Source organism: Stenotrophomonas sp. YJH_SMC_69 (assembly GCF_059370495.1).
Genome location: NZ_JCAFTS010000001.1, coordinates 161,451 through 185,124, shown reverse-complemented (window position 1 = coordinate 185,124; position 23,674 = coordinate 161,451). Strand labels below are relative to the sequence as shown.

The following is a 23,674-nucleotide window of genomic DNA, read 5'->3' as shown; positions in this document are numbered from 1 at the left end:
CTCACCTGGGTGGATATCGTTTCAGACGTCGCAGAGGCGGATCGCCTCGCGCAATGAGGCAACGGGATCGGGCGCTGCAGGCGTGAATTCCTGCGCCAGATACCCCTTGAAACCGGTGTCGCGGATCGCGCGACAGATGGCCGGATAGTGGAGCTCCTGCTGGTCTCCAATCTCGTTCCGGCCCGGCACGCCTGCAGTGTGGTAATGCTTGAAGCAGGCGTGATGCTTGCCGATGGTGGCGATGATGTCGCCCTCCATGATCTGCATGTGGTAGATGTCGTAGAGCAGGCCGAAGTTGTCCGAGCCGAGCCGCTGGCACAGCTCCACGCCCCAGGCCGAGTGATCGCACAGGTAGTCGTGGTGATCGACCCTGGAGTTCAGTAGCTCCATCACCAGCACCACGCCGCGCTTCTCGGCATGCCCGAGGATGCGCTTGAGGCCCGCCTCGGCATTGGCCATGCCGTCCTGCGGGTCCATGCCGTTGCGATTGCCGGAGAAGCAGATGAGGTTGCGGTAACCGGCATCGGCGACCAGGTCGATGTGCCGCGTGTAGCGCTCCACCAGCGGGTCGTGGAATTCGCGGCCGGCAAAGCCCTTGGTCAGGCCCAGCTCCGCGCCATTGCACATCGAGCTGTAGACGCCGTTCGCCTTCAGCGTGGGCCAGTCTTCCGGGCCGACCAGGTCGATGGCGGCGAAGCCGATGTGCTTCACCGTCGTGCAGAGCTGGGCGACCGACAGCTGCGGGAAGGTCCAGCGTGCGACGGAGTGCTTCAGGTTGCCCTTGAGCGCTGCGGTGGCGGCGAATGCAGGCAACGCTCCCGCAGTACCCAGGGCTACGCCTCCAGCAACCGCCATGCGCAACGCATCACGCCGCGTGAGGCCCGTCGCCGGAGCCGGTCTGATCGAATGGATGGACATCCACCTGCCGGCCTCCCAACCGACATCAAACACTGAGGATTCACTGCAATGCAATCGATTGCACCATAGGGGAGGAATTTGTGTGTTTGCAAGTCGCAGTGCACGAAAATCAATGCTGCGAGGCACAACTCCGCAACCGACCTGGAAAACAAAAGCCCCGCGTGAGCGGGGCTTTCCTTCTGGCGGTGGGAGCAGGACGACGCCTGTTGGCTACAGGGTCGAAACCGTGCCGCCGTCGATCCGATACTCCGTTCCGGCAATCGACGCCGACCGGGGAGACGCCAGGAACACAATCAGATCGGCCACCTCCTGCGGTGCCGCGGGCCGTCCCACCGGAATCCCGCCGAGCCAGTCCATGACCACCTTCTTGCCTCCTTCATAGTCGGTTCCCGCTTCCGCAGCGATCCGTTCTGCAAATTCCCTGGATGCTTCTGTCTCGATCCAGCCCGGCGCTACGCTCAGCACCCGCACGCCCTTGGGGGTGACCTCTCGTGAAAGCGACTTGCTGTAGGTCGTGAGTGCCGCTTTGGCGGCGGCGTAGGCGGTGGTGGACTCCGGCAGAGGCAGCATGCGCTGGATCGAACTGACGTGGATGATCACGCCAGCGCTCTGCGCGAGCATGGATGGCAGCAAGGCACGATCCAGGCGGACCGCCGGCATCAGATTCAGGTTCAGCTCGGCAAGCCAGTGCGCATCACTGATCGCTGCGAAGCCACCGGCAGGTGTCTTTGATCCCCCCAGCACATTGACCAGGATGTCTGCGCCGCCCCATGCCTGCAGCACGGCGTGGGCGAAAATGCCGGTGCCCTCGGCCGTCGACAGATCGGCGGCTACGTAGGCGACTCCTTCCACCGGGCGTGCCGGCAGGCTGCGCGCCGACGTCATTACCCTGGCCCCGGCCTCGGCGAGGGTCCTGACCACGGCCGCCCCCACACCGGCCGTGCCGCCGGTCACCACGGCCCGCAGGCCACCGAGTTGAAGATCGAAGCTCATGCCGTGATCTCCAGCGATGCGATCAGGCCCCGTTCCAGTTCGAAACGGTAGCTCAGCAGAATCGGACTGCCGGGGAAGTTACCGCTCACGATGGCACGGACAACGTGGTGTTTCTCCTGCCGTTCGATGGCGCTCGGCACGCTGGTGGCGCTGTATTTGGCCGATGCCTCGGCCAGGAAGGCTTTGATGGCGTCGACGCCGACGAGGGTGTGCCCGTCGTCCTTCAGCACAGCCTGGGCGGCAAAACAACGCGCCAGCAGTTCAGGGTCATGTTCGGCCGCGAAGTACGCGGCAATGGGTTCTGGGAGGGTCAACGCATTCATTCCTGGCTCCTGCAGTGGTCAGGCGCTCAGGATGTGCACGCAGGTCGGTTAAGTGAATGCCCTATAATCCGAATGGGTTATGTCAAGAATCTCACATAATGCGCGGATCCGAGTTCGCTGAACTGAAGGCCTTCGTGGCGGTAGTGGAACGTCAGAGCTTCGCGCGGGCGGCGGAACATCTGGGGGTATCGCCCTCGGCCCTGAGCCAGACCATCCGCCAACTGGAAGGCCGTCTCGGCACCCGCCTTCTCAATCGCACGACACGAAGCGTGGCGCCCTCGGCAAGCGGCGGGCGACTGTACGCGCGCATCGCGCCGCTGTTCCAGGAGTTGGCCGTCGCGGTCGCTGAAACCAGCGAAGCCAGCGGACGGATCAACGGGACCCTGCGAATCAATACGCTGGGCATCGCCGCGAGAACACTGATTGCCCCGCGGCTTGCCCGCTTCCACCAGGCCTACCCTGATGTCGTTGTCGACATCGTGGTCGACGACGCGCTCAGCGACATCGTCAGTGGCCGGTTTGATGCGGGCATCCGCGTGGGTGGTCAGCTCGAGAAGGACATGGTGGCCATCCGCCTCACCCCGGACCTGAACATGGTGGCCGTGGCGTCACCGGATTACCTGGCACGCCGCGGAACACCGCGAACTCCGGCGGAACTGCAGGATCACGCCTGCATCAACTGGCGGCTGCAGAGCGATGGCAGGCAGTACCGATGGGAGTTCAAGAAGCGAGGTCGCCACCTCGAGGTCGCCGTGGACGGTCCTGTCGTCACCAATCACGCTGACATCGGGATTGCGTCGGCCCTGGCCGGCCTTGGAATCGCCTATCACTTCGAACAGGATGGTGTGGGCGAACTGTTGGCACAGGGACTGCTGGTGCGGGTACTGGCGGATTGGTCGGTCTCGCGGCCCGGGCTTTTTCTCTACTACCCGAACAGGCGGCATCGCCCCGCCCTGCTGGGCGCGTTCATTGACTGCCTGCTGGACCAGGGAATGTTCGGCAATCGGTGACGAGGTCGACGAACGTCCGCATCCTGCCGCCGGGCAATGGGATCCTGCCACGTCGCCTGTAACGAGAAGGGCCCCGGGCACGCGTGCCAGGAGCCCTTGTCGGGATAAACGGAAGATACGCTTAGAACGGAATATCGTCGTCAGCGAAGTCGTCCATCGGCGGCGCCTGCTGCGGCTGCGGGCGCTGGTTGCCGCCCTGGTTGCCGTAACCCCCGCCCTGGTTGCCGCCCTGGTTGCCATAGCCACCGCCCTGGCCGCCACGCTGGCCACCGCCGCCACCGCCATACTCCTGGCGCGGCGCCTGCTGGCGCTGCGGACGATCGCCGCCGTAGTTGCCACCACCACCGCCACCGCCTTCACCGCGGCCGCCCAGCATCTGCATTTCATCGGCGATGATGTCGGTGGAGTACTTCTCCACGCCGTCCTGGCCGGTGTACTTGTCGTAGCGCAGGCTGCCTTCGACGTAGACCGAGCTGCCCTTGCGCAGGTACTCGCCGGCGATCTCGCCGAGCTTGCCGAAGAACACCACGCGGTGCCATTCGGTGCGCTCCTGCTGGTTGCCATCCTTGTCCTTGCGGACGCTGGTGGTGGCCAGGCTGATGCGGGTGATCGCCATGCCGCCCTGGGTGTACTTCACGTCCGGGTCGTTGCCGAGATTGCCGACCAGGATGACTTTGTTGATGCCGCGCGCCATAGGTACCTTCGTCCGTTGTCCAGGGGCAGACCGCCAGTGATAGCACAGCCCCGGGCGGGGTGCAGTACGCTGAGCCGCCCCTGGTGAAATTTGGGGGAATGCGAGAACGACGCATCTTACCATTGCCGCCGCCTTCCGCCCGGTCAGGAGACCCCGACCGCACCGAAGGATCAGGCTGATTTCCTTGTCCGGCAATAACTTACCTGCGCCCAGGCCGACGCCCGGAGGAGCATTCGCGTCTGCGCATGGCATCATGCCCGGGCACCTCCCACATGCCCGCTCCGCCCACACATGACGATCAAAGGCAAAGCCACCTCCCTGGACATCGCCCACCTGGCCGGGGTCTCCCAGCCGACCGTGTCGCGGGCCCTGCGTGGCAGCCCGATGGTCAACGCCGAGACCCGTGAGCGCATCCTGCGCATTGCCCGCGAGCTGAACTACAAGGTCGACAAGAATGCCTCCAGCCTGCGCCTGCGCAATGCCGGCACGCTGGCCCTGCTGTTCTTCGAGGACCCGACCAACGACGACTCGCTGATCAACCCGTTCTTCCATTCGATGCTGGGCTCGATCACCCGCGCCTGCGCCCTGCACGGGCAGGACCTGCTGGTCTCGTTCCAGCAGCTGTCCACCGACTGGCAGGCCGATTACGAGGACAGCAACAAGGCCGACGGCATCATCCTGCTCGGCTACGGCGACTATCACGAATCGCGCGACCGCCTGCAGCGGCTGGTCGAACAGGGCACGCACTTCGTGCGCTGGGGCGCCGCCCTGCCCGGCCAGCCCGGTGTCTCGATCGGCAGCGACAACTTCCAGGGCGGGCATGACATCACCACCCACCTGCTGCAGCAGGGCTGCCGCCGCATCGCCTTCCTCGGCCATGCCTCCAGCCACTACCCCGAATTCCAGGAGCGCTACCGCGGCCACGTCGCGGCTCTGCAGGACCACGGCCTGGCCCCCGAACCGGCGCTGCAGCACGATGCGATCACCACTGAAGCCTCCGGCCAGGAAGCCTGCCAGGCCCTGTTGGCGCGCGGCGAGCCGATCGATGCGATCTGCGCGGCCAGCGACCTGATCGCCATCGGTGCGATGCGCGCCCTGCGCGAGGCCGGGCTGCGGGTGCCGCAGGACGTGGCGGTGACCGGCTTCGACGACATCCCGCTGGCCGCTTCGGTATCCCCCGCGCTGACCACGGTGCAGCAGGACACCAAGCAGGCCGGCCAGCTGCTGGTGGAACGCCTGCTGGCGCTGATCGGCCGGCAGCCGGTGGACAGCCAGAGCATCCCGGTGAAGCTGGTGGTGCGCGAATCATCCCTGCGCGGGTAAGGCGCCGCTGGGCCGGCGCGCTGGCCAACGCACGACGGCGGGATTCTCCCCCCATGACCAACGGCGGATGCGCACGGAGGCGGTAGCGCGGATAACGCGCAGACATTGCCCATGGAAAGGTGTACGTCGCATGCTGAAGATCGACTCGCTGTCCAAGACGTACGCCAACGGCGTGCATGCCCTCAACTACGTCACCCTGGACATCCCGCGGGGCATGTTCGGCCTGCTCGGCCCGAACGGCGCCGGCAAGTCCTCGCTGATGCGCACGCTGTCCACCCTGCAGGAGGCCGACAGCGGCACGGTGACGCTCAGCATTCCGGGCGAGGCGCCGATCGACGTGCTGCGTGACAAGGACGCCGTGCGCCGTCGGCTGGGCTACCTGCCGCAGGATTTCGGCGTGTACCCGAAAGTCAGCGCGCTGGACCTGCTGGAGCATTTCGCAGTGCTCAAGGGCCTGACCCAACGCGCGCAGCGCCGCGAGGTGGTCGATGGGCTGCTGCAGCAGGTGAACCTGTGGGATGCCCGCAAGCGCAAGCTGGGCACCTACTCCGGCGGCATGCGCCAGCGCTTCGGCATTGCCCAGGCGCTGCTGGGCGACCCGCGGCTGGTGATCGTCGACGAGCCCACCGCCGGCCTCGACCCGGAGGAACGCAACCGCTTCCTCAACCTGCTGGCGGCGATCGGCGAGAACGTAGCGGTGATCCTGTCCACCCACATCGTCGAGGACGTGACCGACCTGTGCCCGACGATGGCGATCATGAACAAGGGCCAGGTGCTGCTGACCGGCCGCCCCAGCGAAGCGATCAACGCCCTGCAGCACCAGGTCTGGCGCAAGCAGGTCGATCCTTCGGAGCTGGCCGACCATGAAGCGCGCTACGTGGTGCTGTCGACCCGTCTGGTCGGTGGCCGCCCGGTGATCCATGTGCACAGCGCCAACGACCCCGGCGACGGCTTTACGGCCGTGGCTCCCGACCTCGAAGACGTGTACTTCCAGCGCCTGCGCCTGCAGGCCCGTGCTCGCGCAGCAGCCTGAGCGGAGCACGCCATGATCCTCGATTTCTTCCGTTTCGAGCTGCGCGAGCAGCTGCGTTCCCCGCTGCTGTGGCTGCTGGCCGGGCTGTTCGCCCTGCTCGCCTTCGCCGCTGCGTCCAGCGACGCCGTACAGATCGGTGGTGGCAGCGGCAACGTGCACAGCAACGCGCCCACCGTGATCGCGCAGATGCTGGGCATCTTCACCCTGCTCGGCATGCTGGTCACCGCCCTGTTCGTCAGCAATGCGCTGCTGCGTGACTTCGAACTGGGCACCGCCGAGCTGATCTTCGCCAGCCCGGTGCAACGCCGCGATTACCTGGCCGGCCGCATCGCCGCCGCCCTGGCTACCGGCCTGCTGTTCTACCTGCTGGTCGCTTTCGGGCTCTGGCTGGCACCGTTCATGCCCTGGGTGGACGCCGAGCGCATGGGGCCGATCAGCTGGCAGGGCTATGCCTGGAGTTTTGCGGTCATCGTCATTCCCAACCTGTTGTTCACCACCGCGCTGCTGTCACTGCTGGCAGCGGTCACGCGTTCAATCCTGTGGGTCTACATCGGGCTGGTGGCCTACCTGGTCCTGTTCGGCGCCAGCGCGGCGGTGCTGCGCGACATCGACAACACCTGGCTGGCGGTGCTCAGCGAGCCTTTGGGCATGCGCGCCCTGTCGCGCACCATCCGCTACTGGTCCACCGCCGAGCACAACAGCGGCGTTCCCGGCCTGGCGGGCTACCTGCTGGCCAACCGTGCCCTGTGGCTGGGCGTGACGGCGCTGCTGTTCGCCGCCACGTTCGCCCTGTTCCGCACCGAGCGCAGCGGCAGCGGCCGTCGTCGCTGGGGCCGCCGGCAGGCGCAGCCGGTTGCCGACGCCGCCGCCCTCCGGCCCAACCGCACCCCGTTGCCGCGCGTGGTACCGGCATTCAGCGCGACCACCGCGTGGCAACAGTTCCTGCGCCAGGTGCGCTTCGACACGCGCGGCGTCCTGCGCAGCGTGCCGTTCATCGTGCTGCTGGTGCTGGGCCTGGCCAATTTCCTGCCCAACGCGCTGTTCCGGCAGACCCTGTACGGCACCTCGATCTGGCCGGTCACCTCGCAGATGATCATGGGCCTGCAGGGGGCCTTCAGCTGGCTGCTGGTGATCATCGTGCTGTTCTTCGCCGGTGAGCTGGTGTGGAAGGAACGCAGCGCGCGCATCAACGAAGTGACCGATGCCATGCCGGTGCCGAACTGGGTACCGCTGCTGGCCAAGTTCACCGCACTGCTGGCAGTGATCATCTGCTTCCAGGCCGCCGGTGCACTGGCGGCGATGGGCGTGCAGCTGGTCAAGGGCTACACCCACCTGGAGCCGCTGCTGTACCTGCGCAGCCTGGCGCTGGACTCGGTGATCTACATCCTGATGGGAGGCCTGGCACTGGTGCTGCAGGTGCTCACCAACAACAAGTTCGTCGGTTACGCGCTGCTGATCGTGGTGATGATCGGCCAGGGCGTGCTCGGCATGCTGGACTACACGCAGAACCTGTACACCTTCGGTGGCTGGCCCAACGCTCCCTATTCGGACATGAACGGCTACGGCCACTTCCTGCCGGGGCAGCTGGCATTCCAGGGCTACTGGGCGCTGTTCCTGCTGACCCTGATGTGCCTGGCATCGGCGCTCTGGGTGCGCGGTGTCAGCCAGGGCCTGCGCCAGCGCCTGGCCCTGGCCGGCCGCCGCCTGCGCGGCCCGACCGGCGTCTTCGCCGGACTTGCGGCATTGGCCTTCGCCGGCGTGGGCAGCTGGCTGTACTGGAGCACCAATATCCGCAACGAGTTCATCTCGCCCGACCAGCAGCTGGACCTGCAGGCCCGCTACGAGCGCGAGCTGTCGAAGTACCGCACCCAGCCGCAGCCGCGCATCGTGGCGGTGGACAACCGCGTGGACCTGTTCCCGGAATCGCAGTCGATGGTGATCGATGCGAACTGGACGGTGCGCAATACCCATGCCACGCCGATCCAGGACGTGCATGTCTCGATAGGCGATGACAAGCAGCTGGTCGACGTCGACCTGGGTGGGCAGACGCTGTCGTTGCACGATGCCGATCTCGGCTACCGCATCTACCGCCTGCAGAAGCCGCTGCAGCCGGGCGAAACCCGCAGCGTGCATTTCCGGGTGATGCAGAAACCCAACGGCATCACCGCCGGGCTGGCGCCGAGTAACATCGTGGACAACGGCACCTTCTTCAACAGCCGCGTGCTGCCCTCGTTCGGCTACAACGAGGGCGCCGAGATCAGCGACCGCAACGAGCGGCGCAAGCGCGGCCTGGGTGAGCCGCGGCGCATGCCCAGGCTGGAGGACGACGCCGCGCGTGCCAACACGTACATTGCCAATGATGCCGACTGGCTCGACTTCCGCACCACGGTCTGCACCGCACCGGACCAGGTAGCGCTGGCCCCGGGCTACCTGCAGCGCGAGACCACGGTCAACGGCCGGCGCTGCTTCAGCTACGCCATGGACCGGCCGATGCTGAACTTCTATGCCTATCTATCGGCACGCTGGGAGGTGCGCAAGGCGAAGTACAAGGACATCCCGATCGAGGTCTACTTCGATCCGGCGCACGGCTACAACGTGGACCGGATGATCGAGGCGGTGCAGAAGTCGCTGGCCTATTACGAGGCGAACTTCACCCCGTACCAGCACCGCCAGGTACGCATCATCGAATTCCCGGGCTATGCCCGCTTCGCGCAGTCGTTCGCCAACACCATCCCCTATTCCGAGGCCATCGGTTTCATCGCCGACCTGCGCGACCCGGACAAGGTGGACTACGTGTTCTACGTGACCGCGCACGAGATCGCGCACCAGTGGTGGGCGCACCAGGTGATCGGCGCCAACGTGCAGGGTGCGACCGTGCTGTCCGAATCGCTGTCGCAGTACTCGGCCTTGATGGTGATGGAGCAGGAATACGGCCGCCAGCACATGCGCCAGTTCCTCAAGCGCGAACTGGACGGCTACCTGTCCGGCCGCGGTGGCGAAGCCATCGAGGAACAGCCGCTGGAACGCGTGGAAAACCAGCAGTACATCCACTACCAGAAGGGTTCGCTGGTGTTCTACCGCCTGCGCGAGGAAATCGGCGAGCAGGCGCTGAACCGTGCGTTGAAGCGCTTCCTGCAGGACAAGGGCTACCAGCAGCCGCCGTACACCACCTCACGCGAGCTGCTGGGCTACATCCGCGCCGAGACCCCGGCCGACCGCCAGCAGCTGGTCACCGACCTGTTCGAGAAGATCAGCTTCTACGACAACCGGGTGATGGCCGCCAGCGCCCGCAAACGTGCTGACGGCCGCTACGACGTGACCCTGGACCTGCATGCCGCCAAGCAGTACGCCGATGGCAAGGGCAGGGAGAGCGACGCGAAGATGGATGACTGGGTCGAGATCGGCGTGTTCGCCACCGGGCCGTCGGGCAAGGAACGCGACCAGAAGGTGCTGTACCTGCAGCGCCACCACATCACCAGCGCCGCGCCGAAGATCACGGTGACGGTGGATGAAAAGCCGGACGAAGCAGGCTTCGATCCCTACAACAAGCTGATCGACCGGGTGAGCGATGACAACCGGCGCAAAGTGACGATGTGAAGCAACGGGGCGCCGGCCGATGTGCCGGTGCTCCGCGCGACGCGTGCGGGCTTGGCTTGGCCTTGCTGTAGTGCCGAGCCATGCCCCGCACACCGTCCACGACAACCGCGAAGGTTCAGCGCACCGGGGCCTTCGGCCCCAGCAACGCCAGCAGCACGAAGACCACGATCGAGGCGACGGTGCCAAGCACCGCCGGCAACCCGAATGCCCACGCCGGACGGCCCTGCTGGCGCGCCCACTGGCCCAGATGCCAGGCCGCCCCCAGGTTGATCAGCCAGGCAATGGCGAACACCGGCCACAGCACCATGCCCACCGCACGCAGAACAGGCATGAACACCAGTGCGGCGACGATGGCCGCGAACAGGAAGACCAGTGCGGAGCGGGAATGGCGTGATCGTGCCGGTGCGTCGGCGGGTGATTCGCTGAATTCCATGGAGAGTGCCTCGATCCCGATGTAGTCCAAAGGGGATCACGTACGGTGCCCGAAGGGAAGCTCTCTGTAGTATCGAGCCGTGCTCGACTGATCCGGCATTGCGCGAACGGCAGCCGAGCATGGGCTTGGCTCTACATGACAATCAACCCTGGGCGAAGTCCTTCAGGATCTCGCCGACGCCGCTGGGCGAGATCTCGAAGCCCAGCGAAGTGCCCGGGTTGATCACCACGCCGTAGCCACCCGGCACGCGGCGCAGCACGTCCAGCATCCGCCAGCGGATCTGGTGTTCGGCCTGCTGGCTGTAGATGCCCACCCGCGACGGATCGGTGAACACGGCCACGTGCAGGGTGCCCTGCTTGTCGAACAGCAGCGGGTCGAAGCCGCTGCCATCGGGGGTCACCAGGCTGCCGGTCAGCAGTACCACCTCGGAGGCGACGAAGGCCTCCATGAAGGCGCGGATCGGCACCGACCCGTCCATCGCCGCCTTCAGCAGGGTTTCGATCGGGGTCTGCGGGGCGAGGTCGGTCATGGCGATACGGCGGGGCGTGAGGGGGGGCCTATTGTGCCGGATATGGTCACCCCGGTAGTGCCGGCCGCTGGCCGGCACCTGAAGGTGCCATGGATTCATGGGTTGCCGGCCAGCGGCCGGCACTACCGCCCCAGACGCACGTCCCGCGCCCGCTGGTCGGCCATCGCCTTGTCCAGCTCGGCCTGCAGCGCCGGCTGCTGCACGGCGGCATCGAGCACGTACACCTTCACCCCGTGCGCCGGCACTTCGGCCTTCAGGGAAGCATCCACCTGCAACGAACCGCCGTCCAGCGCATCACGCCAGCGGCCCGCCTGGACGTACCGCGCCACGGTGAAGGTCTTCGCACTGTCGCCCTTGTTCAGCAGCACCAGCGCGGTCTGCGCCACCTCGCCATGCTGCAGCACGCGGAAGAACACCGCCTCATCACCCTGCAGGCGCTCGTTCACCTGCAGGCCGCGCTGCAGCGCCGGAGTGGCTGCGCGCAGCCGGGCGATACGCTGCAGCGGCGCGAAGATCGGACTCTTCGGCGCAGCATCCACACGCGGCTGGCCGAAGTAAGCGCGATTGCCGGCATGCTCGGCACGGCCACGCATGAAGCCCGTCTCCGAGCCGTAATAGACCACCGGAATGCCGCGCGCGGTGAACAGCCAGTTGTGCGCATCGATGAAGCCGTTGTCACTGGCCTGCAGGCGCGGCATGTCGTGGTTGTCGTAGAAGCTCATCAGCTCGTACGGGTTGGCATACGCCCCCCCCCTCAGGTGCAGCGGCTCGGCCAGGGTTTCAAAGCCCTTGCCGGCGGTGCCGAACGCCTGCTCCAGCGCACCGCGCAACGGGAAGTCGAGCACGCTGACGTTGGCGTTGGCCGGCCAGGTGTGCTCTGCAATGCGCGCGGCATCGTAATCGAACGCTTCGCCGAACATGAACATGCCCGGGTGCTCGGCGCGGATACGCTTGACGAAGGCATGCCACCACGGGTGCGGCAACCAGCCGATGGTGTCGATGCGCAGCGCATCCACGCCCTGAGCGGCCCATTGCAGGTAAGCACCGACCAGGTAGTCCATCACCGCCGGATTGTCCTGGTTGAAGTCGGACAGCTCGGCAAGGTTGCCATCGAAGATCGAGCCGTCCTTGCTGTCGACCGGTCCAATGCTGTTGTAGAACGCGTGCAGCGGGTTGTGCTTCGGATCCAGTTCCTGCGGCGGCAGGTTCTGGTGGTCGGCGATCAGTTTTCCGTCCTTGTCGAAGATCTGCCCGAACTGCGGCTGCCGTGTCGGCATGGTCCAGGCCGGCGAACCGTGGTTGCCTACGATGTCCAGCACCACCTTCAAGCCGGCACCGTGCAGGCCCTTGGTCAGCCCGGCGAAATCCAGGTCTTTGCTGGGCAGGTGCTCATCGAGCTTGTAGAAGTTGATGCCCCAGTACCCGTGGTAGCCGGTCTTGCCGCGGTCGGTCAGCGTGCTGGTGCAGCTGATCGGCTTGCTGCCGGTAAAGGCCTCGTCCGGGTTGTCGACGATGGGCGTGATCCACACCGCGCCGAAGCCGAGGTTGCGGATGTACTGCGCATTGTCGAGCACGCCGCGGAAGTCGCCGCCGAGATAGCCGATGTTGCCGTCCACCTTGTCCGGGCATGGCACCGGAATATCGAAGGTGCGGTGCACGCCGCCCTGGTCACGGTGATCGTTGGACGGATCACCGTTGACGAAGCGGTCGGTGACCACGAAGTACACCGCATCGCTGGCGAACGGTTCGGTGGTGCCCACATAGTCCGGGCGCGGCGCGGCCGCCGCATGGCCGGCCAGCAGCATCAAGGAAACAGCAACAGACAACGCAGCACGCATCACACCACCTCCGGACGGGACGGAACCCACAACACGCACAGGCCGGCAATGAACAGGCTGCAGCCGCCCAGCACCAGCACATGCATCGGCTGGCCGCCCAGCAACGTGCGCAGGGCGAAGCCGAGTGCACTGGCCGCCACCAGCTGCGGGATCACGATGAAGAAATTGAAGATGCCCATGTACACGCCCATCTTCGATGCCGGCACGCTGTCGGACAGCAGTGCATACGGCAGCGAGAGGATGGACGCCCAGGCGAAACCGACGCCGACCATCGACAGCAGCAGCCAGTGCGGGTCGCGGATGAACATCAGCGAGACCAGGCCGGCACCGCCCAGCCACAGGTTGACCAGGTGGCTCCAGCGCAGGCCGATCGCACGCACCATGAGTGGAATCAGCACCGCCGCCAACGCGGCGAACCCGTTGTAGGCGCCAAACAGCACGCCCACCCAGTTGGCGCCCTCGTTGTAGGCCGCCGACTCTGGTTCAGTCGAACCGAAGTGGGCGCCAGCCACCGCGGCGGTGGTGTAGATCCACATCGCAAACAGCGCGAACCACGAGAAGAACTGTACCCACGCCAGGCGACGCATGGTGACCGGCATCGCGCGCAGGTCGCCGACGATGGCGGCCAGCATGTGCGTGGCCGGCAGCGTACGCGCGAGCGCCAGCAGCAGGCCATAGCCGGCACACAGGCCGGCCAGCACGTACAGCATCCGGTCGCCCTGCCGCCAGGTGATCAGCAGCGCCAGCAGTACGCCCAGCCCCAGCCATCCGGCCACCTGCACCCAGGGCGCCGGGCCGCTGATCGGCGCTGCTGCGTGACGTGCCGGAGGTTCGGCGTCATCGAAACCGGCCAGCTCCGCCGGTGAGTATTCGCGGGTGCTGACCACCGTCCAGGTGATTGCCGCCAACAGCACCACCGCGCCGAAGTAGAACGCATAGCGCACGGTATCAGGCACCTCACCTGCGGCGGCCGTATTGGCGACCCCGAAGTGGGCCAGGATGAACGGCAGGAAGCTGGCGACGATGGCGCCCACGCCGATGAAGAAGCTCTGCATGGCATAACCGGCCGGACGCTGGCGCGGCGCCAGCTGGTCGCCGACGAAGGCGCGGAACGGCTCCATCGACACGTTGATCGAAGCATCGAGTACCCACAGCGTGCCGGCGGCGATCCACAACGTCGGCGAGTTCGGCATCACCAGCAGCGCCAGCGTGGTCAGCACCGCTCCGATCATGAAATAAGGACGGCGGCGCCCCCAGCGCGTCCAGGTGCGGTCGGACAGGTAACCGATCACCGGCTGCACCAGCAGGCCGGTCAGCGGCGCGGCGATCCACAGCCCGGGCACCGCGTCGATGTCCGCGCCCAGCGTCTCGAAGATGCGGCTGGCATTGGCGTTCTGCAGGGCGAAGCCGAACTGGATGCCCAGGAAGCCGAAACACATGTTCCAGATCTGCCAGAACGACAGCTGCGGCTTGGCGGTACGATTCATCGTGCGCCCTCTGCCGCGGCCACCGGCGCCACCATCAGCGCCTGCACCTGGGCCTGGTTGAGCACGCCATCGCGTCCGCCCTTGCCCCCGGTGTAGTGCGCGAAGTGCTGCAGCGCGCTCATGTTGAAGCCTTCTTCAAGCGTGACCGTGCATCGGCCCTTGGGCACCGTGAATGTCGCCGAGGTCGAGTCCTGCACGGCCACGCTGTGCGGCAGGGTGACGGTGTGCCGCTGCAACGGCTGGCCCGGGCACTGCAGCACCAGCTGCTTCACCGCAGCGGTGACGCCGGTGTTGATCGGCCCGTTCGGATTCCGGTACTGCAGGCGCAGGCGCACCTGCCCGGCCCTGGCGGAGGTGAACTGCCAGCGCTGCGTACCCTTCAGTCGCTGCTGCGGACCGACGCAGACCATCGGGCTGTGCAGCGATTCAATTGCACCGTCGCGCCGGGTCAGGCTGAGGCAATGCTGCAGGCCATCGTCACCGATGCGTGCCAGGCCATTGCTGGCGGCGAGCGCCCGGCCGTCCTGCCACAGCACCTGGCCGGCAGCGACCACGACATTCCAGCCCCTGCCCTTGCGTTGCACCTGCGGTGCGGCCGGCGTGGCCGGTGCGCGCGCATCTGCGCCGGCCGTCGTCGCCGCGCTGCGTGGCGCCGCTGCGGCGGGCACCAGCTGCACGGTGGTGGTGGCGCCACGGGTCTTCACCTTGCCCGCCACCAGCAGGCCATCACCCACCTGCTTCGGTCGCTCCAGCACATAACGCCTGCCATCGGCCTCCAGGGAGATGCGGCGCTGATTGCCGAACAGTTCGGGCACCAGCACGGCCGGCAGCTTGGGCTGCACGCGGCCATCGTCCTGCACGCCGAACACGCCCTCGACCACCATCGACAGATAGCCGGCCACCGACCACAGCTGGCGTTCGGAGTTGACCACCGGGCCGCTCAGCACGCCCTCTTCAACATGCACCGCCTGGCTGACCAGCTCGTAGTTCTCCATGTTGGAACCGGCCAGCGCGGCGCCCTGCATCAGCGAGCGGATCTCGGCGGCGATGCGCGGTGCATCGTCCAGCTGGCGCGCCGCGCGCAGCGAATAGGCACTGACGAACGGCCAGATCGCGCGGTTGTGGTAGATCGGCTGCTGCGCCTCCTGCGGCCACACCACCGGGCTGCCGGCCGGGCCCATCGGATACGCCGCCAGCGCACGCCGCGCGCGCTCGGGCGGCAGCACCTCGGCCAGGATGCCCAGCGACAGGCCGAGCAGATCGACCTTGGCGTACGGCACCGGGTGCGCGGCCTCGCCGATGTAGCTCATGTACTGGCCGATATCCTCGCGCCAGAAGCGCGCATTGATCTGCTGCGCCAACGCATCGGCCCAGGCCCTGTAGTCGGTCGCGCGGGCATCGCCGTGCTGCCCGGCCAGGCGTTCGGCCAGGCGCAGTGCCTGGTAGTGCAGCACGTTGGTGGACAGTGCGTAGGAATCACCGATGAAACGCACGTCCTCGCGGGTCCAGTCTGGATAGGTCTGCTCGCGCCAGTCCAGGAAGGAGGTCTCGCCGCGGTACAGACCCATCTGCGCGTCGAACACCATCGCGCGGTCCTGCGCCAGCGTGCCCTGCAGCGCCTGCCAGACCTGATCGGCAAACGCTCGGTCCTCCAGCAGATGGCGTGCCGCCAGGAACCACACCACGCGATCACTGCTGATCGGCCAGCTGCCGCCGGAACCGGTGTCCTGCGCCACGAACAGGCCGGGCGTACGCCCGTCACGGGCTGCCGACAGCTTGAACTGCAGCGACTGCCGGGTGCGCTGCGGGTCCAGCCGCGCCAGCGCCAGGTCGGCGGCGAAGCTGACATCACGGGTCCACACATAGGGCCAGCGTGCACCGGTCTGGAAGCACTCGCACGGGACCGGCCGACCCTCGTCGAACGCCGGATCACGGATCGCGTCCACGCGGTCCTGGGACATCTCCTGCTGGGCGAGCGCGAACAGGGCATCGAACATCACGCTGCCGGTCTGGCTGCGCATCGGTGCGGCTGCGATCTGCACTGCGCCCTTCGGCGCATGCAGCACGAAGCTGCCCTTGGCAGCGGCTTCGGCGCGCGCATGGCGACCGTCGAATTGCAGGTCGGCCGCCTGCGCGGTCGATCCCAGCGCTGCCCCCAGGGCAGCGGTCAGGCAAATGATCTTCAGCATCGAAGCGGCGGACCGGCTTGCGCCCGTCGGCCTCCCTCCCTCTCTGCACGCGTTGTAGGTCCGCACCGTCGTTGCCGGCGGGCGGGCGCGGCCCCTCCCTCAAGGTGCCTGGGCCCCATGGTAGACGCGGGGCTGTCGGCTGCGTCCAGTTGCATACGTATTCATGGCATCGCGCGGTGGCGCGCCCGCCGCGCTGGCTTATGGTCCGGGTCTGCCAACGGCGCCTTGGGAGGGGAATTGCCGATGTCATCCACTGCTGTACGCGCGGTGTTCGCGCACATGCTTGGGCTGGCCCTGATCGGGTGGTCCACGCTGGTACAGGCCACGCCGCAGGTGGCCAGCGTCGAATCGCCGGGCAAGGTATTGAAGGTCAGTCTGCTGCTGGACGGCGGCACCGCCCGCTACCGTGTCGAGCGCCTGGGCGACACCGTGGTGGAGGATTCGAAGCTTGGCTTTGCCCTGCGCGACGGTCGCCTGGACCGCGATTTCGCCCTGCTGGGCCAGCAGCGGCGCAGCGTCGACGACACCTGGGAGCAGCCGTGGGGCGAGCGCCGGCTCACCCGCGACCACTTCAACGAGCTGACCGTGCAGCTGACTGAAACCACCGGCCGCAAGCGGCGGCTGGATGTGGTGTTCCGCGTCTACGATGATGGCCTTGGCTTCCGCTATGTGTTCCCTGAGCAACCGAACCTGCGCGAAGCCATCATCGATGACGAACTGACCGAATTCGCCATCGCGCCCGAATCAACCGCCTGGTGGATTCCCGCCGGCGAACCGATCCACTACGAATACCTGTATCAGCGCACGCCGCTGCGCGAAGTGCCGCTGGTGCATACGCCGATGACCCTGCGCAGCCGCGATGGCCTGCATCTGGCGATCCACGAGGCCGCGCTGGTGGACTATGCCGGCATGTGGCTGCGGCGCACCGAGGGGCAGCGCCTGCGCGCGCAGCTGTCGCCCTCGGCCGAAGGCTGGAAGGTACGCCGCACCCTGCCCTTCGCCACGCCGTGGCGCACGCTGCAGATCGCCGATCGTGCCGGTGGCCTGGTCGAATCGGACCTGATCCTCAACCTCAATGAACCCAACGCGCTGGGCGATGTGAGCTGGGTGAAGCCGGCCAAGTACCTGGGCGTGTGGTGGTCGATGCACCTGGACAACGAGAGCTGGGCAACCGGACCGAAGCACGCGGCCACCACCGCCAAGACCAGGAAGGTGATCGACTTCGCGGCCGCGCACGGCTTCCGCGGCGTGCTGGTGGAAGGCTGGAACCCGGGCTGGGATGGCATGTGGGTGGGCAATGGCTACGACTTCGATTTCACCCGCGCCACGCCTGATTTCGACATTGAAGCGCTGACGGCGTATGGCCTGAAGAAGGGCGTGCACCTGATCGGCCATCATGAAACCGGCTGCGCCATCGAGCACTACGAGGACCAGCTGGGTGCCGCGCTGGACCTGTATGCACGGCTGGGCGTGGACCAGTTCAAGACCGGCTACGTCTGCGACGACGGCCAGGTCGACCGCCGCAATCCGGCCGGGGGCCCACTGTGGCGCGAGTGGCACGACGGGCAGTTCATGGCCCGCCACCACCTGAAGGTGGTGCAGGAAGCCGCGCGCCGGCACCTGTCGGTCAACCCGCATGAGCCGATAAAGGATACCGGCCTGCGCCGCACCTATCCCAACTGGATCTCACGCGAAGGCGCGCGCGGCATGGAATACAACGCCTGGGGCCAGCCGCCGAACCCGCCGGAGCATGAGGTCAACCTGGTGTTCACCCGCATGCTGGCCGGGCCAATGGATTACACCCCCGGCATCCTCAGCCTGAAGGGCCGCCACGGCCAGGCCATTCCCAGCACGCTGGCCCGCCAGCTTGCCCTGTACGTGGTGCTGTACAGCCCGATCCAGATGGCCGCGGACCTGCCCGAACACTACCTGCAGCATCGCGAGGCGTTCCGTTTCATCGAGGACGTGGCGGTGGACTGGGAGCAGAGCCGCGTGCTCGATGGCGAAGTGGGTGACTACGTGACGATCGTGCGCCGCGACCGCAACAGCCGCGACTGGTTCCTCGGCAGCATCACCGACGAACACGGCCGCGTGCTGCCGGTACCGCTGGGCTTCCTGGAGCCAGGCGTGCGCTATCGCGCCGAGATCTACCGCGATGGTGAAGGCGCTGATTTCCGCAGCAACCCGTTCGCGTTCGCACGCGAAACCCGCGAGGTGACCAGTGCCGATGCACTGACGCTGGTGCTGGCACCGGGCGGTGGGCAGGCCATTCGCTTCACGCCCATCCACTGAACGTTTTCCTACCTGCGCTCCCGTAGCGCCCGAGCCCATGCTCGGGCGGCGGTGCGTAGCACCGAAACGCAGCCGAGCATGGGCTCGGCTCTACCGAACAAGGCACCTGAAAGCGATTACAACCCTGCAGACGCCATTGAATACGTATGCAGGGTGATTCCCGCGAAGAACGCGCTGCCTACCATAGCGGCGACGACAGCGGCCACCGCGTCGCACGTTCTCGGCCCCGCCGGAACGCTCACAAATCGATCTGCAACATTGCCTGGGAGGGGAAAATGTTGAACCACAAGCGCAGCGCGCTGAGCATCGCGCTGGCCGTTGTCCTGGCGCCGACGCTGGCGTCGGCACAGTCCACGCAGAACACCACCACGCCGGCCGGCACCGCCGCCACCAACCTGGATACGGTGCAGGTCACCGGCATCCGCCGCGGCATCGAGAGCGCGATCGCGGTCAAGCAGGACGCCACCTCGGTGGTCGAGGCAATCTCCGCTGAAGACATCGGCAAGCTGCCCGACGTCAGCATCGCCGAATCCATCTCGCGCCTGCCCGGCCTGGCCGCCCAGCGCGTGGCCGGGCGTGCGCAGGTGATCAGCGTGCGCGGCCTGTCGCCGGACTTCGCCACCACCCTGCTCAATGGCCGCGAAGTGGTCAGCACCGGCGACAACCGCGGCGTCGAGTTCGACCAGTACCCGTCCGAGCTGGTCAACGGCGTGACGGTGTACAAGACCCCGGACGCGGCGCTGGTCGGCCAGGGCCTGTCGGGCACCATCGACATGCAGACCGCGCGCCCGCTCAGCTTCGGCGAGCGCGTGATCGCGGTCAGTGGCCGCTACCAGAAGAGTTCGCTGGGCCGCGCCGCCAATGTCGATCCGTACGGCAACCGCTTCAGCGCCAGCTACATCGACCAGTTCCTGGACAAGACCCTGGGCATCGCCATCGGCTATGCGCACAGCGACATGCCGATCCAGGAGAACCAGGTCGGCCTGTACGAGCCGTGGACCACCGAGCACACCGACAAGGGCGACCGCCCGGGCGTGGGTGCCGGCACCTACTTCTCCGATGGCATCAAGGCGCTGCGCCGCACCGGCAACAACAAGCGCGACGGCGTGATGGCCACGATCCAGTTCCGCCCGAACAACAGCTGGACCAGCACCTTCGATGCCTTCCACACCGAAGCCGAGCAGATCGACACCGCCAACCAGTTCGAGCTGAACCTCAGCAACTACAACGGCAACTACACCCCGGGCCTGCTGGTCAGCAACCCGCAGGTCAACGCCAACGGCTCGTTCACCGGCGGCGCCGCCAGCGGCGTGTATCCGCTGGTGCGCGGCATGTACAACAAGCGCAAGGACAAGATCGATGCGTTCGGTTGGAACAACGAGTTCAACTTCGGCGGCGTCAAGCTGGTCGCCGACCTGAACTACTCCAAGGCCACGCGCGACGAGCTGAACCTGGAAAACAACCTGCAGCTGACCCCGATGCCGCAACTGGATACGGTCGGCGTGTCGATCCGCCAGGACGGCTTCTCGCAGATCACCCCGGGCCTGAACTACTCCAACCCCGATGCGCTGTTCCTGACCAACACGATCTACGGCTCCGGCTACGGCAAGGTGCCCCAGGTGGAAGACCGCCTGAAGGGCGGCAAGCTGGCTGCCACCATCGCCCTTCCTGATGCCATCGCCTCGTGGGCACCGGATATCGACATCGGCGTGAACTATGCCGACCGCCGCAAGGTGAAGACCCAGTCCGAAGGCAACATCCTGCTCGGCGCACAGGGCGATGCCAACATCGCCTCGGACCTGCAGTACCGTCCGGTGGACCTGGGCTTCGCCGGCCTCGGCACCATCCCGGCCTGGAACGTACCGGCCGCTGTGGGTCGTTACATGACCTTCAACCCGGTCGACAACCTGGACTACCTGATCCCCAAGTCGTGGACGGTCGAAGAGAAGATCACCACCGCCTGGGCGCGCCTGAACATCAACACCGACATCGGTGAAGTGGGCGTGCGCGGCAACATCGGCGTGCAGATGCAGCACACCGACCAGAGCTCGGATTCGCGCTACTGGGACAGCTCGCAGTCAGCCGGCAACAACGTGCAGCCGTATTCGAACGGCCGCGCTTACAACGACTGGCTGCCGAGCTTGAACCTGGCCTTCATGTTCCCCCACCAGCAGACGCTGCGCTTCGCCGCCGCCAAGCAGGTCGCGCGCCCGCGCGTGGACCAGATGCGCGCCGGCCTGGAGTTCGGCGTGGATACCGGCACCGGCCGGCCGGGCGGCAGTGGTGGCAATCCGCTGCTGGATCCGTGGCGCGCCACCGCGCTGGACCTGTCCTATGAGAAGTACTTCGGCGAGAAGGCCTACGTGGCTGCCGCGATCTTCTACAAGGACCTGAAGAGCTACGTCTATACCCAATCGGTGGACAACTACGACTTCACCGCGCTGCTGGGCAGCTACGTGCCGCCGCCGGGCATGACCGCGCCGGTGCTGACCACCGGCACCTTCTCCGCGCCGCAGAACGGCAAGGGCGGCACGTTGAAGGGCCTGGAACTGACCGCATCGTTCCCGCTGGACATGCTGACCGACAGCCTGCGTGGCTTCGGCCTGCAGGCCAGCGCGACCTTCAACAAGAGCGACATCACCATCCTGGATCCGGAGAGCGCCTCCAGCGTGGGCAGTGACCCGATCAGCCTGCCGGGCCTGTCCAAGCGCGTGTACAACTTCACTGCCTATTACGAGCGCAGCGGTTTTGAAGCACGCGTCAGCCAGCGCCGGCGGTCGGACTTCATCGGTGAGATCGGCAACTTCAACGGCAACCGCAGCCTGCGCTATGTCGTCGGCGAAAACGTGACCGATGCGCAGGTCAGCTACACCTTCAGCGACAGCAGCGCCCTGCGTGGCCTGACCCTGCTGCTGCAGGGCAGCAACCTGACCAACGAGCCGTACCGCACCTACGCCGGCAGCAAGGACCGCCCGCTGGAGTACATCGAATGGGGCCGCACCTACATGCTGGGCGTGAACTACAAGTTCTGAGGCAGCGCCGGGCCCTGCCCGGCAGCCCGGACCCGGTAGTGCCGGCCGCTGGCCGGCAACAGAAAACAGGGAGCAGGACCGGAAACCCGCTGCGCAGGCAGCGGGTTTTCCTTTGCGCGGATGCCGGCCGCTGGTCGGCAAGGCCCAGCCACAAAAAAGGGACGGGGCGCTTCGGCCCCGTCCCCGCAAGTACCGCCACCGGAGAAAACGGTCAGCTGCGTCGGGCGCAATACACCGCGCGTGGCGGCAGCTGGAGTTCATTGCCCTGCACCGTGCCCGCATCCGGGCCCGGTACCACCACCTGCTGCCAGTTGCCCGGCGGCAGCGGATGGCTCACCGCTTCGGCCGACAGGTTGAAGGCCAGCAGGAGGGTTTCATCTGCAAGCATACGCTCGAACAGCAGCACGGGCTCGGCGCTTTCAAGAAATCTGATGCTGCCATGCAGGAGGGCCGGCTGGGTATGCCGCCAGGCCAGAAACGCGCGGAACGCCGCCAGCACCGAATGCGGGTCGCGCTCCTGCACGACGACCGCCGCGGCCCGGTGTTCGGCCGGGATCGGCAGCCAGGGCTGGCCAGTGGTGAAGCCGGCCAGCGGTGCATCGGTCCACGGCAGCGGGGTACGGCAGCCGTCACGGCCCTTGAAATTCGGCCAGAAGGTGATGCCATAGGGGTCCTGCAGGGCCTCGAACGGCACCTCGGCCTCGGCCAGGCCCAGCTCCTCGCCCTGGTACAGGCAGACCGAACCGCGCAGCGAGCACAGCATCGCCACCAGCATCCGCGCCAGGCGCGGGTCGGCGGGGTGGCCGCCCCAGCGGCTGACCGCGCGCTCCACATCGTGGTTGGACACCGCCCAGCACGGCCAGCCTTCGGTCATCGCTGCTTCCAGGCGCGAGACCGTATCGCGGATGTAGGCCGCACTGTAGTCGTCCACCAGCAGCTCGAAGCTGTAGCCCATGTGCAGGCGGCCATCGCGGGTGTACTCGGCCGTGGTGGCCAGCGAGTCTTCCGAAGAGATCTCGCCCAGGCTGACCGCCCCCGGGTATTCGTCCAGCAGCGCGCGCAGGCGCTCCAGGAACGGCAGGTTCTCCGGCTGCGTGTTGTTGTAGTAGTGGTACTGGTAGGCGTACGGGTTGTCCGGGCTGAAGCCGCGCCCCACCCGCTTGTCGGCGGGCTTGGCCGGGTTGTCACGCAGCTGTGCGTCGTGGAAGCAGAAGTTGATCGCATCCAGGCGGAAGCCATCCACGCCGCGGTCGAGCCAGAAGCGCACGTTGTCCAGGGTCGCCTGCTGCACGTCCGGGTGATGGAAATTCAGGTCCGGCTGGTCGACCAGGAAGTTGTGCAGATAGTACTGCTCACGGCGCGGCTCCCACTGCCAGGCGCAGCCGCCGAACAGCGACAGCCAGTTGTTGGGCGGGGTGCCATCCTCGCGCGGGTCGGCCCAGACGTACCAGTCGGCCTTCGGATTGCTGCGGTCCTGGCGGCTCTCGCGGAACCACGCATGCTCGATCGAGGTGTGGCTCAGCACCTGGTCGATCATCACCTTCAGGCCCAGGCCGTGGGCCTTGGCCAACAGGCGGTCAAAGTCGTCCAGGCTGCCGAACAGCGGGTCGACATCGCGGTAATCGGCGATGTCGTAGCCGAAGTCGGCCATCGGCGACCTGAAGAACGGCGAGATCCAGATCGCATCCACGCCCAGCGCGGCAATGTGGTCCAGGCGCTGGATGATGCCGGGCAGATCGCCCACGCCATCGCCGTTGGCATCAAGGTAACTGCGCGGGTAGATCTGGTAGATGACGGCTCCGCGCCACCATGGATAGTGCGACATCGACAGCCCCCCTCCGGGCATGCGGGACCCGCCGGCAGCGGGCCGAAATCCTGATCCGGCAAGCTTAGCGGCGGGCTCCCAGGCATGGCGCAACCTGCATACGTATTCACGCGGAGGGCCGCGCAGGCCGGGCTGGAATTGCCGCTCGGGCCGGTTTG

The 23,674-nt window shown here is 66.6% G+C and carries 16 protein-coding genes; 6 read left to right on the top strand and 10 right to left on the bottom strand.

From position 1 onward, the window contains the following. Positions 1–21: 21 nt before the first annotated feature. The 3 genes from AC5P8F_RS00885 to AC5P8F_RS00875 all read right to left on the bottom strand — a co-directional run bounded on the left by AC5P8F_RS00885 (position 22) and on the right by AC5P8F_RS00875 (position 2,234). The gene (locus tag AC5P8F_RS00885; protein WP_197606134.1) at positions 22–918 is read right to left on the bottom strand and encodes a TIM barrel protein; all 897 of its coding nucleotides are present in this window, start codon (positions 916–918) and stop codon (positions 22–24) included. 210 nt (positions 919–1,128) lie between these two features. Then, positions 1,129–1,911 carry an SDR family oxidoreductase gene (locus AC5P8F_RS00880; protein WP_075076561.1) on the bottom strand — a complete coding sequence of 261 codons (783 nt, stop codon included), beginning with the start codon at positions 1,909–1,911 and terminating at the stop codon, positions 1,129–1,131. Next, entirely contained in the window at positions 1,908–2,234 is a 327-nt protein-coding gene (locus tag AC5P8F_RS00875; protein WP_069117468.1) for a nuclear transport factor 2 family protein, read from the bottom strand. Before AC5P8F_RS00875 ends, AC5P8F_RS00880 begins: the two co-directional genes overlap by 4 nt. A 98-nt stretch (positions 2,235–2,332) precedes the next feature. Here AC5P8F_RS00875 and AC5P8F_RS00870 point away from each other — a divergent pair, with 98 nt between their 5' ends. Beyond that, positions 2,333–3,244 (top strand): LysR family transcriptional regulator, encoded by a 912-nt coding sequence (locus tag AC5P8F_RS00870; RefSeq protein ID WP_049404958.1) that lies wholly within the window; start codon positions 2,333–2,335, stop codon positions 3,242–3,244. A gap of 121 nt (positions 3,245–3,365) precedes the next feature. Here AC5P8F_RS00870 and AC5P8F_RS00865 read toward each other — a convergent pair whose 3' ends face one another. Continuing rightward, on the bottom strand, positions 3,366–3,938 hold the full coding sequence (locus AC5P8F_RS00865) for a single-stranded DNA-binding protein (RefSeq protein WP_043034165.1): 573 nt from the start codon (positions 3,936–3,938) through the stop codon (positions 3,366–3,368). A 291-nt stretch (positions 3,939–4,229) separates the two neighbouring features. On the opposite strand from AC5P8F_RS00865, the gene AC5P8F_RS00860 reads away from it, so the two are divergent. The 3 genes from AC5P8F_RS00860 (at position 4,230) to AC5P8F_RS00850 (ending at position 9,891) form a co-directional block, all read left to right on the top strand. Beyond that, positions 4,230–5,261, top strand: coding sequence for a substrate-binding domain-containing protein (locus tag AC5P8F_RS00860; protein WP_049441119.1), 1,032 nt, complete (start codon positions 4,230–4,232; stop codon positions 5,259–5,261). A 130-nt stretch (positions 5,262–5,391) separates the two neighbouring features. After that, positions 5,392–6,294 (top strand): ABC transporter ATP-binding protein, encoded by a 903-nt coding sequence (locus AC5P8F_RS00855; RefSeq protein ID WP_495227547.1) that lies wholly within the window; start codon positions 5,392–5,394, stop codon positions 6,292–6,294. Between the two features lie 12 nt (positions 6,295–6,306). Further along, positions 6,307–9,891, top strand: coding sequence for an ABC transporter permease/M1 family aminopeptidase (locus tag AC5P8F_RS00850; RefSeq protein ID WP_495227546.1), 3,585 nt, complete (start codon positions 6,307–6,309; stop codon positions 9,889–9,891). 115 nt (positions 9,892–10,006) lie between these two features. Here the strand turns inward: AC5P8F_RS00850 and AC5P8F_RS00845 are convergent, their stop codons facing one another. The 5 genes from AC5P8F_RS00845 to AC5P8F_RS00825 form a co-directional block, all read right to left on the bottom strand. Next, positions 10,007–10,324, bottom strand: a complete 318-nt coding sequence (locus AC5P8F_RS00845) for a hypothetical protein (RefSeq protein ID WP_111205859.1) — start codon at positions 10,322–10,324, stop codon at positions 10,007–10,009. 142 nt (positions 10,325–10,466) lie between these two features. Further along, positions 10,467–10,853 carry an SseB family protein gene (locus AC5P8F_RS00840; protein ID WP_032960680.1) on the bottom strand — a complete coding sequence of 129 codons (387 nt, stop codon included), beginning with the start codon at positions 10,851–10,853 and terminating at the stop codon, positions 10,467–10,469. Between the two features lie 122 nt (positions 10,854–10,975). After that, positions 10,976–12,691: an alpha-amylase family glycosyl hydrolase gene (locus AC5P8F_RS00835; protein ID WP_495227545.1), complete on the bottom strand. Its 1,716-nt coding sequence runs from the start codon at positions 12,689–12,691 to the stop codon at positions 10,976–10,978. Continuing rightward, positions 12,691–14,178 carry an MFS transporter gene (locus tag AC5P8F_RS00830; RefSeq protein WP_111205831.1) on the bottom strand — a complete coding sequence of 496 codons (1,488 nt, stop codon included), beginning with the start codon at positions 14,176–14,178 and terminating at the stop codon, positions 12,691–12,693. The genes AC5P8F_RS00835 and AC5P8F_RS00830 overlap by 1 nt, the downstream gene beginning before the upstream one ends. Further along, the gene (locus tag AC5P8F_RS00825) at positions 14,175–16,367 is read right to left on the bottom strand and encodes a glucosidase family protein (protein ID WP_481443830.1); all 2,193 of its coding nucleotides are present in this window, start codon (positions 16,365–16,367) and stop codon (positions 14,175–14,177) included. Before AC5P8F_RS00825 ends, AC5P8F_RS00830 begins: the two co-directional genes overlap by 4 nt. A gap of 237 nt (positions 16,368–16,604) precedes the next feature. Here AC5P8F_RS00825 and AC5P8F_RS00820 point away from each other — a divergent pair, with 237 nt between their 5' ends. Then, positions 16,605–18,659, top strand: a complete 2,055-nt coding sequence (locus AC5P8F_RS00820; RefSeq protein ID WP_481443832.1) for a glycoside hydrolase family 97 protein — start codon at positions 16,605–16,607, stop codon at positions 18,657–18,659. Between the two features lie 275 nt (positions 18,660–18,934). Beyond that, entirely contained in the window at positions 18,935–21,691 is a 2,757-nt protein-coding gene (locus AC5P8F_RS00815) for a TonB-dependent receptor (RefSeq protein WP_495227544.1), read from the top strand. Positions 21,692–21,902: 211 nt separating this feature from the next. Here the strand turns inward: AC5P8F_RS00815 and AC5P8F_RS00810 are convergent, their stop codons facing one another. Beyond that, the gene (locus AC5P8F_RS00810; RefSeq protein WP_495227543.1) at positions 21,903–23,516 is read right to left on the bottom strand and encodes an alpha-glucosidase family protein; all 1,614 of its coding nucleotides are present in this window, start codon (positions 23,514–23,516) and stop codon (positions 21,903–21,905) included. Positions 23,517–23,674: the final 158 nt, after the last annotated feature.